The sequence below is a fragment of the Solibacillus sp. FSL W7-1436 genome (assembly GCF_038007305.1).
Lineage (GTDB): Bacteria > Bacillota > Bacilli > Bacillales_A > Planococcaceae > Solibacillus.
Map to the genome: position 1 here is coordinate 3,766,261 of NZ_JBBOWV010000001.1, position 13,920 is coordinate 3,780,180.

11 protein-coding genes, 1 other RNA gene and 1 other annotated feature are annotated in these 13,920 nt (G+C 40.7%); of the genes, 1 reads left to right on the forward strand and 11 read right to left on the reverse strand.

Annotation, left to right across the window (positions count from 1 at the left end; all coding sequences use genetic code 11):
- Positions 1-50 precede the first annotated feature (50 nt).
- The 6 genes from MKX73_RS18715 to hisS form a co-directional block, all read right to left on the reverse strand.
- Positions 51-812: a tRNA threonylcarbamoyladenosine dehydratase gene (locus tag MKX73_RS18715; RefSeq protein ID WP_340718756.1), complete on the reverse strand. Its 762-nt coding sequence runs from the start codon at positions 810-812 to the stop codon at positions 51-53.
- A 213-nt stretch (positions 813-1,025) separates the two neighbouring features.
- On the reverse strand, positions 1,026-1,511 hold the full coding sequence (locus MKX73_RS18720) for a group II intron maturase-specific domain-containing protein (RefSeq protein ID WP_340718114.1): 486 nt from the start codon (positions 1,509-1,511) through the stop codon (positions 1,026-1,028).
- The gene (gene ltrA / locus MKX73_RS18725; RefSeq protein WP_340718113.1) at positions 1,415-2,311 is read right to left on the reverse strand and encodes a group II intron reverse transcriptase/maturase; all 897 of its coding nucleotides are present in this window, start codon (positions 2,309-2,311) and stop codon (positions 1,415-1,417) included. Before ltrA (MKX73_RS18725) ends, MKX73_RS18720 begins: the two co-directional genes overlap by 97 nt.
- A 574-nt stretch (positions 2,312-2,885) precedes the next feature.
- A non-coding RNA gene (gene ssrS / locus MKX73_RS18730) (6S RNA) lies at positions 2,886-3,083 on the reverse strand.
- Positions 3,084-3,241: 158 nt separating this feature from the next.
- Entirely contained in the window at positions 3,242-5,014 is a 1,773-nt protein-coding gene (aspS, locus tag MKX73_RS18735; RefSeq protein ID WP_340718757.1) for an aspartate--tRNA ligase, read from the reverse strand.
- Positions 5,015-5,028: 14 nt separating this feature from the next.
- Positions 5,029-6,297: a histidine--tRNA ligase gene (hisS, locus tag MKX73_RS18740; protein WP_340718758.1), complete on the reverse strand. Its 1,269-nt coding sequence runs from the start codon at positions 6,295-6,297 to the stop codon at positions 5,029-5,031.
- Positions 6,298-6,383: 86 nt separating this feature from the next.
- Positions 6,384-6,619: a binding site (T-box leader), on the reverse strand.
- A 155-nt stretch (positions 6,620-6,774) separates the two neighbouring features.
- Here hisS and MKX73_RS18745 point away from each other — a divergent pair.
- Positions 6,775-8,379: an N-acetylmuramoyl-L-alanine amidase gene (locus MKX73_RS18745; protein WP_340718759.1), complete on the forward strand. Its 1,605-nt coding sequence runs from the start codon at positions 6,775-6,777 to the stop codon at positions 8,377-8,379.
- A gap of 287 nt (positions 8,380-8,666) precedes the next feature.
- Here MKX73_RS18745 and MKX73_RS18750 read toward each other — a convergent pair whose 3' ends face one another.
- The 5 genes from MKX73_RS18750 to MKX73_RS18770 all read right to left on the reverse strand — a co-directional run bounded on the left by MKX73_RS18750 (position 8,667) and on the right by MKX73_RS18770 (position 13,821).
- A complete protein-coding gene (locus MKX73_RS18750) occupies positions 8,667-9,866 on the reverse strand; it encodes an iron-containing alcohol dehydrogenase (protein ID WP_340718943.1) in 1,200 nt (399 codons plus the stop codon).
- A gap of 167 nt (positions 9,867-10,033) precedes the next feature.
- A complete protein-coding gene (gene ltrA, locus MKX73_RS18755) occupies positions 10,034-11,296 on the reverse strand; it encodes a group II intron reverse transcriptase/maturase (protein ID WP_340718832.1) in 1,263 nt (420 codons plus the stop codon).
- 593 nt (positions 11,297-11,889) lie between these two features.
- Positions 11,890-12,675, reverse strand: coding sequence for a hypothetical protein (locus MKX73_RS18760; protein ID WP_340718760.1), 786 nt, complete (start codon positions 12,673-12,675; stop codon positions 11,890-11,892).
- A 167-nt stretch (positions 12,676-12,842) separates the two neighbouring features.
- Positions 12,843-13,064, reverse strand: a complete 222-nt coding sequence (locus tag MKX73_RS18765; protein WP_339171931.1) for a phosphate-starvation-inducible protein PsiE — start codon at positions 13,062-13,064, stop codon at positions 12,843-12,845.
- A gap of 193 nt (positions 13,065-13,257) precedes the next feature.
- On the reverse strand, positions 13,258-13,821 hold the full coding sequence (locus MKX73_RS18770) for an NUDIX hydrolase (RefSeq protein ID WP_340718761.1): 564 nt from the start codon (positions 13,819-13,821) through the stop codon (positions 13,258-13,260).
- Positions 13,822-13,920 lie beyond the last annotated feature (99 nt).

Sequence of the window (13,920 nt, forward strand, 5' to 3'; positions counted from 1 at the left end):
AATAGGTTTGAAACACCCTTTACACACCCTTTGTTTAAAGATGTCCCTACTTATCCTTGTACACGGTTAATTTGGACATCTTTTAAAATTGTATTAATTACCCAGCTTGCTGCAATTAAGCCGGCAACAGATGGTACGAATGCATTTGATGAAGGCGGTAATTGTGCTTTGCGGATTTCAGCTTCAGGCTTTCCTACATATTGTGCTACGTCAGGACGCACGACAATCGGGGATTCATCTGAAAATACAACTGTTACACCTTTTTTAATGCCTTCTTTGCGAAGTTTTGTACGAATTACTTTTGCCAGTGGATCTGTATGCGTTTTTGAAATGTCGGCAATTTGGAAACGTGTAGGATCCATTTTATTCGCGGCACCCATACTTGAAATAATGGGAATATCGCGTTTCAGACATTCTTTCATAATGTGGATTTTGTATATTACTGTATCGGATGCATCAATGACATAATCGATTCCCTGCGCGAAAAACTGTTCATATGTTTCTTCTGTATAAAACATATGCATGTCGATTACTTCACACTCCGGGTTAATATCTGCAATCCGTTCTTTCATAACAGCAGATTTTGATTTTCCGACTGTTGATAAATAGGCAACCAGTTGACGATTAACATTCGTAATATCAACATTATCTTTATCTACTAATATGATACGGCCAATCCCGCTGCGTGCACATGCTTCCGCCGCAAAAGAACCTACGCCGCCTACACCTAAAATTGCGACTGTCGTTTCTTTAAGCTTTTCTAATCCTTCTGTTCCAATAGCTAATTCGTTTCGTGAAAATTGATGTAACATCTAATTTTACCCCTCAATCTTTATCATTCTACTAGGCATTATATCGACATCAATTACGAGATGCAAGCAACAATATAATGACAGAATGTAGAATTTGCATTAGGAATGCTTACTTCCCAATTATGAACGCAAAATAAATCGAGTAGGAGGCTAGCCATTAATTGGCTAGCCGACCTCTCACACCACCGTACGTACGGTTCCGTATACGGCGGTTCAATCTTTTGAGTATCTTCGCTCGTAAAGTTGGGACAGGTCTTTCAGTCCCCACTTTACGAGCCTTTTATTTGGAATGGCTTGGTGTAAGACCTCACTTCGTGATATTCGCCAGTACCCTTTTCTTGAATGCGCTGTTTTCATCGCTTCATCATGTCGAATTCCGTATTGGCGTAATTTCGCGTATTTTGTTCGAGGTAACTTCCACCGTTTCCATATTAATTGACGTAAGCGATGGTTTAACCATCCTTGAATTTCTTTGATGAACGTTTTCATATTGGAAACTCCGTAGTAGTTAATCCAACCAACCGTTGTTTGATTGATTCTTTTCACAATCTCACTAAATGTCCCTGTTCGTTTACGACTCGTCAGTGTTCTTAGCTTATCTTTTAGCCGTTCCTTGGCGGACTTGATTGGTCGGTATCCAACTTTCCCCACAGATTTTGTAGATGAAATCCTAAGAATGTAGCTGCTGTTGCGCCACATACTTTACTTTTCTTCTCATTGATTGTGAGACCCAGTTCATCTTCGATAAATTTCTTCACACTTGTCATGACCCGTTCACCTGCTCTTGGCGACTTCACATAAATCACGAAATCATCCGCATAGCGAATGAATCGATGTCCTCGTTTTTCTAATTCTCTATCTAGCTTGTTTAAGTACACATTTGCTAGAATAGGAGAGAGTGGACCACCTTGAGGTGTACCTTCTGTCGTTTCAATGAGGATATCCTTGTCCAATATGCCTGAGCGTAAGAATTTCCATATTAGCTTAAGTACTATTTTATCTGTTATGAATTCTTCCAAATAAGCTCGTAGTCGCTGGTGATGAATCGTATCGAAGTAACTTTTCAAGTCACAGTCCACCACTGTTCGATAACCTTCCTCGTAATATTTCTTAGCGAGGGCAATTGCCTGGTGTTGGTTTCGACCTTTTCGAAAGCCAAAACTTTTGTCTGAAAAGTGTGGATCAATAATTGGATGGATTACTTGTAAAATGGCTTGTTGCACAACTCGGTCTAATACACATGGTATACCTAGATATCGTTTGGAGCCATCCGCTTTTGGGATAGCTACCCGCTTCACTGGTTGTGGCTGATAGGAACCATCTTTTAATTTCCTTTTCAATGGTTCTTCATATTTTATTAAATGCGCTTTCAGTCCATCAACTGTGATACCATCGATTCCAGGTGCTCCACCATTCCCTTTTACTTTCTTGTATGCGTTCCATAGGTTTCTATGAGACGTTACTCTGTCAATTAAATTGATACTTTCTTGTTTCTTCATTTCCATGTTTACATCCCTACACACTCTTATGTACTCTTTCGCTTCCAGCTTATCCCTCTATAAGTAGCCATCTGTTCGGTCTATACCTTGATGTTTTCTGTGTTTTGGCGGGATGTCTCCACCTCCTTGTTTCTTTCAAGATTAAAAGATTGTTCGGCCCTTCATCTTCGGTCGAAGACTACTATGGCTTCTGCTGACTTCTCTTGATTCATCTATTTATCACTAAACAAATTGTTAATTGAATAACCCTCAAGAGACCTCCCCGGGTAAGCACAACCGCCTTCCTCTCATGTAACTGCCAGATTTACTGTATGGGATTTGGGCAGTATTGGACTTCGCTTTGTTTAGCAAGCTCATCCGTCCCAAGTCAGCCTTTTATCTGATTTCTGTTCGTCAGTTCGAGAGTTTGCGTCCGACTTCCTTCAGATTCCACGTCACCATGGACACCCTTGTCTTTCGCTAACAGTTCCTACTGCCAAGCCTGTAGTGGACTTTCACCACCAAGCTGTTGTGCATGCCGGGCACACTAAAAATACTCTTCTACATGAAAGTAGAAGAGTAAAATTAGAAATGGACGAATCCCAAATATGCCGTCTTGCTACAACATCGTTTTGATCCCGCGTCTATAGCAAGGGGGTGCACTAATCGCAGCGTTAAACTTCCCGCTCCAGATGGGGCATGTTTGCTTCTACGGTAATAGTAGCTCCCAACGATTTATTGTTCGGTCAAAAGTGTTTAGTAACAAATATAGCGACGAACACTTCAGGATTCGTATTACTGTTATATTAACACCAATATTCTGATTATTCAATCGAAAACATCCCATTCTTATAAATTATTAAAATTGTACTAACTTTTTAGAAATAAATGGTACAATTTTACTTTTCAAAAAAAGGTACTTCTTCCCGAGAGAAAAAGTACCTTAACATGTTATTTTTTTGCTGTTGCTGCGATACGCAAGCTTAACTCTTCAAGCTGTGCATCGGAAACCGGTGATGGTGCATCTGTCAATAAACAGCTTGCAGTTGCTGTTTTCGGGAATGCAATTGTATCACGTAAGTTTGTACGGCCTGCAAGAAGCATTACTAATCGGTCAAGGCCCATTGCCAAACCACCATGTGGAGGAACACCGTAGTCAAATGCTTCCAGTAAGAAACCGAATTGTGCACGCGCTTCTTCTTCACTGAACCCTAGCAGTTCAAACATTTTTGCCTGTAAATCAGGCTCATAAATACGAAGTGACCCGCCGCCAAGCTCATAACCGTTTAATACGATATCATAGGCTTGAGCACGAACTTCTTTAGGGTTTGTATTCATTAACTCCAAATCTTCATCAAATGGACGAGTGAATGGATGGTGGGCCGCATAATAACGACCTTCCGCCTCATCGTATTCGAATAATGGCCAATCAACAATCCATAGGAATTCGAATTTCGATTCATCGATTAAGCCTAATTCTTTTCCTAATTTTAAACGTAATGCGCCTAGTGCGTCTGCGACTACAGAAGATTTATCTGCAACGAATAATAATAAGTCACCAGCTTGCGCTTCTGTTGCCTGGACAATTCCGTCCGCTGCTTCTCCTTCGAAGAACTTCGCGATTGGGCCATTCAATCCTTCTTCCGTCACTTTTAACCAAGCTAGACCTTTTGCTCCGTAACGGCCTGCAAATTCACCTAATGCATCAATATCTTTACGAGAATAGTTTGCTGCCGCGCCTTTTACATTGATTGCCTTCACTTCGCCGCCATTTGCTACGGCATTTGCAAATACACCGAAAGCAGATTCTTTCACAATATCTGAAAGCTGTTTTAATTCCAGTCCGAAACGTACATCCGGTTTATCTGAACCGAAACGATCCATTGCTTCTTTATAGCTCATGCGTGCGAATGGTGTAACAACATCAATACCTTTTACATCTTTCATAACCTGAGTAAGAAGACGCTCATTCATTTCGATAATTTCATCCATTGATAAGAATGAAGTTTCAATGTCTACTTGTGTAAATTCAGGCTGACGGTCCGCACGTAAGTCTTCATCACGGAAGCATCGAGCGATTTGGAAGTACTTCTCAAAGCCACCTACCATTAAAAGCTGTTTAAACAGCTGTGGCGATTGCGGCAATGCATAAAATTCGCCGTCATGTACACGTGATGGTACTAAATAGTCACGTGCTCCTTCTGGTGTTGATTTCGTTAAAATTGGTGTTTCAACTTCCAGGAAGCCTTCATTTTGCAAGAAATTACGGATTGTACGTGTTACATCAGAGCGCATTTTAAATGTGTCATACATTACAGGACGACGTAAATCTAAATAACGGTACTTCAAACGTAATTCTTCCGAAACCTCCGCATTGTTATCGATTGCGAATGGAGGGTTTTTAGCTTCATTAATAATCGTCAGTTCAGAAGCTGCCACTTCAATTTCGCCTGTTTTCATATTTTTATTGATTTGAGTCGCATCACGTAAAACAACTTTACCCTTTACTTCAATGACAAACTCATTACGAATTTTATTTGCAAGTTCCAAAGCGTCTTTCGCCTGGTCACCGAAAACTACTTGTACGATGCCTTCACGGTCACGCATATCTACGAAAATTAATCCGCCTAAATCACGACGTTTTTGTACCCAACCTTTTAATACTACTTCCTGTCCCGCTTCTGCAGCTGTTACTAAACCGCATGCATGTGTTCTTTGCGCCATTGTTATTCCTCCAACTATTTATTTTCTAAAACGTATTGGACAAGCTGACCGAATTCCACTTTTGTCTGATCGCCTGTTTCCATTGTTTTGACGTTTACTGCTTGCTCTTCTAATTCTGACTCACCTAGTACAATGACAAATTTTGCATTTGCACGGTCGGCTGCTTTCATTTGCGCCTTCATTTTCCGGTCTAAATAATCCATATCTGCTGAAATGCCCTTTGCACGGAATGAACTTACAAGCTCCACTGCTTTTAGTTTTGCCTCTTCGCCCATTGCTACAACATACATTTCCAGATTATTACCCGTTTCAAGCTCAATATTTTTTGCTTCCAGCGCTAATAATAATCGTTCAATTGACAGGGCAAATCCGATACCAGGTGATTCCGGTCCGCCAATATCTTCAACTAAACCATTATAGCGACCGCCACCGCAAAGTGTTGTAATTGAACCGAACCCATCGCCGGTAATCATAATTTCAAACGCTGTATGGTTGTAGTAATCAAGACCTCGTACTAAGTTAGGGTCCACTTCATAGGAGATGCCCAGCACATCTAAATATTGTTTTACTTTCGTGAAGTATTCCGCAGAAGAATCCGTTAAATAATTTGTTAATGCCGGTGCAGTAGCCATTGCCGGGTGTTTTGCATCTACTTTACAATCTAAAATGCGTAAAGGATTTTTCTCCAGACGACTTTGACAATCACCGCAAAGCTCCCCAACGACCGGAGTGAAATGCTCGATTAACGCGCTACGGTGTGCATCACGCGTCTCTTTGTCACCTAACGAATTGATGACTAACTTTAAATCCGTCAAGCCGAGTGTTGTATACACATCCATTGCAAGCGCCATTACTTCCGCATCAATCGCCGGATCGGCCGAACCGATCGCTTCTACACCAAACTGAACGAATTGGCGATAGCGGCCTGCCTGCTGACGTTCATAACGGAACATTGGACCTGTGTAATAAAGTTTGACCGGCTGATCGGCCTGACCGAACATTTTATGCTCCACATATGCACGTACCGCTGAAGCTGTTCCTTCTGGACGTAATGTTAACGAACGATTTCCTTTGTCCGTAAATGTATACATTTCTTTTTGAACGATATCTGTTGTATCGCCTACACCACGTTGGAATAGTTCTGTTGACTCAAACATTGGTGTGCGAATTTCGTTATAGCGGTATTTATCACATAAATCACGAATGACACGTTCTACATACTGCCATTTTTCGGATTGACCCGGTAAAATATCCTGTGTTCCTTTAGGTACTTTAAAATTCATTAAAAGCACTCCTCTCTTAGTTGACCAAACTGTTCGCGTGCTATTTAAGAAGAAAATAAAAAAAGCCCCCGTCCCTTGCAAAAACTGCAAGGGACGAAAGCTTGTATAATCTTCCGCGGTTCCACCCTAATTGATGTATGACTACATCCTCTCGAATTCGGATAACGGCCGATTCCGTCTTCCCCTACTAGAAAAATTTTTTTCGAGGAAACGCCTCTCAACTGTTGTTCACATGTTACATACTGCAGGAAAGATTACAGCCTAAGTCTCTCCCTCTCTTTTCAGCATTGGCAACCGCTACTTGTTTGGTCATTGGCAATGTTACTTTTGTTAAATTAACACTAATCTTAATGATGTCATGACAAGTTGTCAACCATTTTCAAAAAAACGCTATATTTTTTGTCATAAATACTTTTATAATATAAGGGTATATAGTGAAAGGATCATTTAATTAAAATTATTTAAAAGGAGGAAACTATGAAAAAAAATAAAATAATATTAGGTTTATCATTTTTATTATTATTCACGTCGATTTTTCCGTATTATTTTTCCGCTCGTCCGGCTCATGCCAACGGGGAACCGTTATATGTAAACGCGGAAATTTTATATTTACGTGAAGGTCCGGGTCTATCCTATCCGATACTCGATACGTTAAAAGAGGGAACTGAGATTATTTCGATTGAAAAACAAGGTGACTGGCACCATGTTCAAGTCGGACAGCAGGAAGGATGGGTAGCGTCATGGCTTGTAAAAACAGCAAGCGGGCAATCAGACTCGTCAACTGAAAAAACAGTCATTTCTCAAGTAAACTCTTTAAATGTTCGTGTAGCCCCATCATTATCCGCTTCTGCACTGACAAAAATCTCTTCCGGAACGGAAAGCAAATTTTTAAAACAAGATCAGGATTGGATTCAGATTCAATTCGGCGAGATAACAGGTTGGGTATTTGCGGAATATGTCACAGTAAAAGAAGCAAAGACAGAAGCGCCGGCTGCCCCTTCTGATAATGGGCAACAGGAACAGTCAAATGAACCAATACAACAAATTGACCCCAATACATTTACCATTAACGTAAATGCTGTCAATATCCGAAAAAAACCTGATCTTACTGCAAAAAAATTAGGACTTGCCACTGAAGGACAACAATTCAAAGTTGTCAGCCGTGATCATAATTGGGTCGAAATAGAATATGAAAAAGGTAAAAAAGGTTGGATTTACAGTTTTTACGGAACATTTACAAAACAATTGAAACAAAATCCTTCATCTGAAAAAGAAGATACGAAAAACTTTGTTACGATTATTTATAACGGGACAAATTTAAGGGAATCCCCTTCGACTTCTTCAAATGTTGTTGTCATTGCAGATGCTGGCCATACATATCCGATAGTGGAAAGTGAAGGCGACTGGTTTAAAATCGCGGTAAATGATCGCCAAACCGCATATGTCGCAAACTGGGTTGTAAGTGAAAACAATTCACAACGAACTACATCCAAAAACCAAACAAATGAGGCAGCCGAACGTAAAAAAGGTACATTAAAGGGCTTAACAATTGTACTGGATGCCGGTCATGGCGGTAACGACCGTGGTACTACCGGTGTTCGCGGAACAGACGAAAAGGATATAAATATTATTACAGCAGAAATGCTCCGTTCCAAATTACAGGCAGCCGGTGCAGATGTTATCATGACACGTGAATCCGATATATTTGTCGACTTGCGAAAGCGTGTTGCAGTATCACATCAGGCAGGAGCCGATGCGTTTATCAGTATTCACTATGATGCAAACGAAGATAGTTCGGTGAGCGGTTTTACGACCTATTACACGAACGGTTATCAGCAAAAGCTTGCGGAATATGTTCATGAAGGATTGGCGTCGAAAGTTAACTTGAAGGATCGCGGTCCACGCTTCGGCAACTATTTAGTACTGCGTGAAAACCGTCAAAATGCTATATTACTTGAACTCGGCTATTTAAGTAATCCCTCTGAAGAAAGGGCCATTACGACAGACTATTACCGTGAACAAGCAACACTTGGCATTTATCAGGGGTTATTAAACTACTTCGACGACCAACTTGAACAATAACCTATCACCAATCATAAAGGGGCCGGGACATAAGTAGAATAACCGTTAAATAAGAGGAAAGACATTATTAAAAAACGGATATTTGAAAAATTGATTGGAATGCAGGGCGACTCCTGCGGGAATAGCGTGACGCCTGAGACTACAGGCTCAGGCCACGCCCGCGGAAAGCGTCCCGGAATGGAAATCAATTTTAACGTTCAGCAAAAAAGCGCTATTTTTCTCTCAGAGAAAAATAGCGCTTTTGGGTTATGTCCCGGCCTCTTTACTTGTCTAAATAGCATTATCCATTATTCCTGAATGATCTGGTATAAATAAAACATTTCATCTTTATTTACAATGCGCGGTACCGGGTAAAGCGGGTTCGCTTCTTGTATTGCGCGATCCACCATCAATGGCACATCACGGTTGATGATTCCTGTTATTTTACGAGGAATTTCCATCTTGTTATTCAATTCTTCAATTGCTTCGATAAATAATTGCGCCTTTTTTTCATCGCTGTCTGTTATTTTTCCGATGCCTACAATTGTTGCCAGTTCTGCCAACGGCCTCGCAGCGCTTTCCCCGTAAAATCGGAGTACATGCGGAAGGATTACCGCATTGGCAAAACCGTGCGGAACTTGATAAAATCCGCCGAGTGTATGAGCAATGGCATGGACGTAGCCTACATATGCCCGCGTAAATGCAAGCCCTGCCAAATACGAGGCGCGTTGCATTTCCGTTCTGGCTTTCATATCTGTCCCATCTTCATAGGCGCGTACTAAATATTTAAAAATAAGAATAACAGCCTCGCGGGCATATTTCCTCGTCTCCTCCGTATTGCTTTTTCCAATATAGGCTTCCACCGCATGGGTCAAGGCATCCATTCCTGTCGTTGATGTAATATGCGGAGGCAATTTAATCGTCAATAACGGGTCCAATACAGCATAGTGCGGTACAAGTACCGGATCCATAATGGCGAATTTCTCATGTGTTTCACTGTTTGATACGACGGCGGCAATTGTTCCTTCGCTTCCCGTACCAGCAGTTGTTGGAATCGCAAAAAACGGAGGCATTTCTTTTCTTACTTTAAATAAACCTTTTAAATCAGCCAGTGATTTTTCAGGTCGTGCGATCCTTGCTGCAACGGCCTTGGCACAATCCATCGGTGACCCGCCGCCAAATGCTATAATGCCCTCACAATGATGCGCATAATACAATTCCAGCGCTTCTTCAATATTTGTAAAAGTCGGGTTTGGAACCGTTTTATCATAGACAACAAACGCAATATTTTGCTCCTGCAAGCCCTCTAATAACATATCCATAAGCCCCAGCTTGTGAATCCCTTCATCGGTAATCACTAAAAGCCTATTTAAATTCAAACTTTTCACAAGTTCCGGCAATCTTTCAAGGCTGTTTTCTCCTTGGAGTAATTCCGGCTTTCTCCAGTTCATAAGCTTCATTCCGACACGCATTGAACTTTGGACGGTTCTGCAATAGGCTGTATACATTGAACGAAACACTCCATTTCTCTCTATTATGTCCTTTCTTTAAATATTCCGCATCCCCTTTTAAAACTCCTTGTCTATAACAAAATCAGATCAATCGAGTAGGAGGGAGTGATTAACTCCCGACCTCTCACACCACCGTACGTACGGATCCGTATACGGCGGTTCAATTAAGATGAATAACGCAAAGTTTCATAACGAACTTGCAGACTTTTCAGCCCTTGGCTTTCCCAATAGGAATTGCCGAGGGTTCTGTGTAATATGGGGCTTTTAGAAATGCGCCAGTACCCTTTTCGGGTGTTTCCCCATTCGTATGCTTTCCCATAAGGTACTTTTAAACGAATAAGATTTCTGACTCTTGTTCGGGGGTTCTTCCAATTCTTCCATAGACACATACGTAATCTTCGTTTAATCCATCCATCTAATGCTTTAAATATTGAAGGAGTATCCGCTAAAGCGAAATATCCACACCACCCTATCAGATATTGGTTCAACTTTTCAATTCGGTATTCTATGGAATAAGGCATCTTTCTTGAGGTAATTTCTCGTATTTTCTTCTTCATTCGTACGAGACTTAATTTCGCAATGCGAACTTTCGGTTCTTTATGATTCGTAAAACTAAAACCTAGGAATTTACGATTCCATGGACGGTCTACTGCTGATTTCTTTTCATTTACTTTTAAACGAAGTTTACCCTCGATGAATCGCTGTACACTTGCCATCACCCGTAATCCAGCACGTTCGGTTTTCACATAAATATTGCAATCATCTGCGTAGCGAACGAATTTATGTCCTCGTTTCTCTAGCTCTTTATCGAGTTCATCTAAGACGATATTAGAAAGTAGCGGACTTAAAGGACCACCTTGAGGGGTCCCTTCTTCTGTACTTGAAATTACTCCATTAATCATGACACCCGCTTGGAGATATTTACGAATAAGTTTTAATAACGGTTTATCTGAAATTCGTTTTGCTAATGTTCCCATTAGGCGGTCATGATTAACCTTATCAAAGAATTTCTCTAAATCCATATCAATTACCCATCGGTATCCCTCTTTTAAATAGCCTTTTGCCTTCCTCACCGCATCATGAGCACTCCGATTTGGACGGAATCCATAGCTGTGGTCCGAAAATGTTGGGTCATATTCTTTTGATAAAATCTGCGAGATGGCTTGCTGAATCAAACGGTCCGTCACGGTTGGTATTCCTAATAGACGCACACCGCCGTCTGGTTTCGGGATTTCGACACGACGGACTGGTTGCGGTTCGTAGGTACCATTCAAAATCTGCGATTTTATGGTTTCCCAATTTTCGAGGATGTGCTGTCGTAAGGTTTGTACGGGCATCATGTCTACTCCATGGCTTCCTTTATTCGCTTCTACTCGCTTTAATGCTTGTATCATGTTTTGCCGTTCCAAAATTTGATTCAACATCACCATTTTGTTCCTTTCCGTGAATAGCTGTTCTTCTCTTGCCCAACTGGACTACACCCTCCGCAAATACCCTCGTGGGATTCACCACTACTTTCTAAGCGTGAGGTTTCTCCTGTTTTCTGTGTTCATCCGTCCAGGTTGGAAAGCCAAGGGCTATTCTCTCTTAATTGTTCAGTCCTTCCAAGTAATTCTAGACTTACTTGTACTATGACCTCTGCTGACTTCTGACAGTTCAGCTACTTGTCACCAAGTAGGTTATGAAGGGTACTTCACATTCCTGTCAGACCTCCCCGGGTAAGCGTACGCACTTTCACACCATCTATCCGCCTCATTTACTAAATATGACCTTCGACAGAAGGGACTTTGTTTTGTTATGCAAACTCATCCAATCACACCTAGCCTTCTATGAGATTCGTGTTCCTCGGACCGGTGTTTTGCCTCCAGCTTCCTTCAGATTCCGCGTCACCACGGACACCCTTGCTCTTGGCTAACCTCTACTTCTGTCTTCGGGGTTCGGGACTTGCACCCTATAGTTCGTACGCATGCCGGGCGCACATAAAAAAAACGAACCCATGACGGATTCGTTAGTAAAACTTTTAATCGTTTGCAAAAAATACTTTATCAGCAAATGTAATCGGCTGTTTTTCAAAATCCCTCTCGCTCATTGCGATAACGGACAGGTCAATATCATGCTCCCGCATTTCCCCTGCCAGAACTTGCTGGTTTAAATTATGGAAATCGGTAAACTGATTGTCCGTAATAATCATGAGATCCCGCTGATTGTCGATATTGTCTTGGGTAAAGAGTTCAATCGCCTTCTCTAGTGCCGGCATAATTTGAGCGTTTCCAGTTAAATACTGCTGTAAAAATTGGTCGAACAATCCGATGTCAAATGTTCCATTTTTAAAAAGAAGCGGTTTTGCCGGTTTATCACTAAACGGAAGGATGATTAAATCCCTTTTCTGGACGGCACATAAGTTAAATAGCGGAAATATTGTCCCTTTTGTAAAAGCTTCATACTCCCGCATGGCATCAGAATGCTGTACGATGACAATCATTGGCGAATAAAGATTTTTCATCTCATCAAACGGTACATACAATACATTCCCATCAATAACCGTCCGATCTTTCAGCAATTGCTTTTGTTGCTCAATCGGGAATAAATAATCTTTATCCTGCATTTTTGGCATCGTTGCTTCCACTTCTGTAATCATTTCTTCGAGTGCAGTTGCAATTTCGATGACCTCTATAAATAATGGCTGTTGACCAAATTTCTCAAGAAACTGTTGCTGCTGATTTTCATCCATCGCTTGAAAAGATGCATTACGATATAAAAAATGAAGAATTTCATCGGTTAAAACAGTCTTATATTCATTTGTCATGTGAAACCCCTCCATCTGTTTTAAAATCAATACCGATAGTATAGCGAAAATCAAAATTAAAAAGTAGTAATTTAAACTGCGTGTGAATAATTGACTTTATATTCGTGTTTTTCTGCATAAAAAAAGCGGTATCTCTAGGATACCGCACCACACAAGAATGTATGTAATTATAATTTTTGAGTTAAAGCATGTAAAGTATCTTTCAAATCACGATCGTTGTCTGAAAGCTCGATCAAGTTTTCCAAACGTTCGTGTAAGACAGGACGTTCGATTACTAGTTGTTCATGTAAAACTTGAACGAATAATTCGATAAGCATACGATTTTGAATTAATAATGCTTCTTCCACACGGTCTGGATTAATTTTATATTCTTTTACTTTTTTCGCCATTTGAAAATAGCCTCCCTTTTGTTTATACAACGTTATTTTAGCACACGGCTGTTTAATTTTGTGAAATTATTTCATTTTCAGCAATCGTTTGTGTTTTTCTGTACATCAGCCAGTTGTATCCAGAAAATCTTCGTAAGAAAAAACCTCATCCTATGGCATGAAGTTTCGAAAAGCTGTTTTGTTGAATATCATTTTAACAGCCGATTTTTTTGACCTTCTCTATAATTTTCTCGTAGATCGGAATCATATGCGCTTCCGAACATTTTTCAGCAACTTCGCTAATTTCGATCCAGCCGACTTCGCTGTTTTCATCGAGCTTTGCTTTAAACGTTGCTTCATCTTCAACTTCAAATATATACGTCACATTGAAATGTAAATGTGCCGCAACATATTTCCCGTTCTTCATATGACCGATAACCGGCAATATATCAAGCGAAATAATATCTTCCTGAATTGCTTTTGCTTCTGGAAGACCTGCTTCTTCCATCAGCTCTTTTTTTGCTACTTTAAATAAGTCAGGGTCGCCGTCGGCATGACCGCCCATCCAGCCCCATGCATTATATATGTTATGATGGGCCATTAATACACGGGTACGATCCGGGTTGAACACAAATGCCGAAGCAGTGAAATGCAGAACTTCATTGTTTCGTGTCAGAACATCCGATAAAGTAGCCATTGCCCGTAAAATGATGTCCCGGTCCTTTGCTTCCTGTTCATTGTAAGGTACATACAGTTTAATCTGTTCATGTAAGGTCATTTTAATCCTCCCTATCCTGATTTCTTTTTAATTGTAAGTAGAATAATTTAAGAATATAGCGAAAAGGACGTGACCGCCAAATGAATGCGGCACACCTCC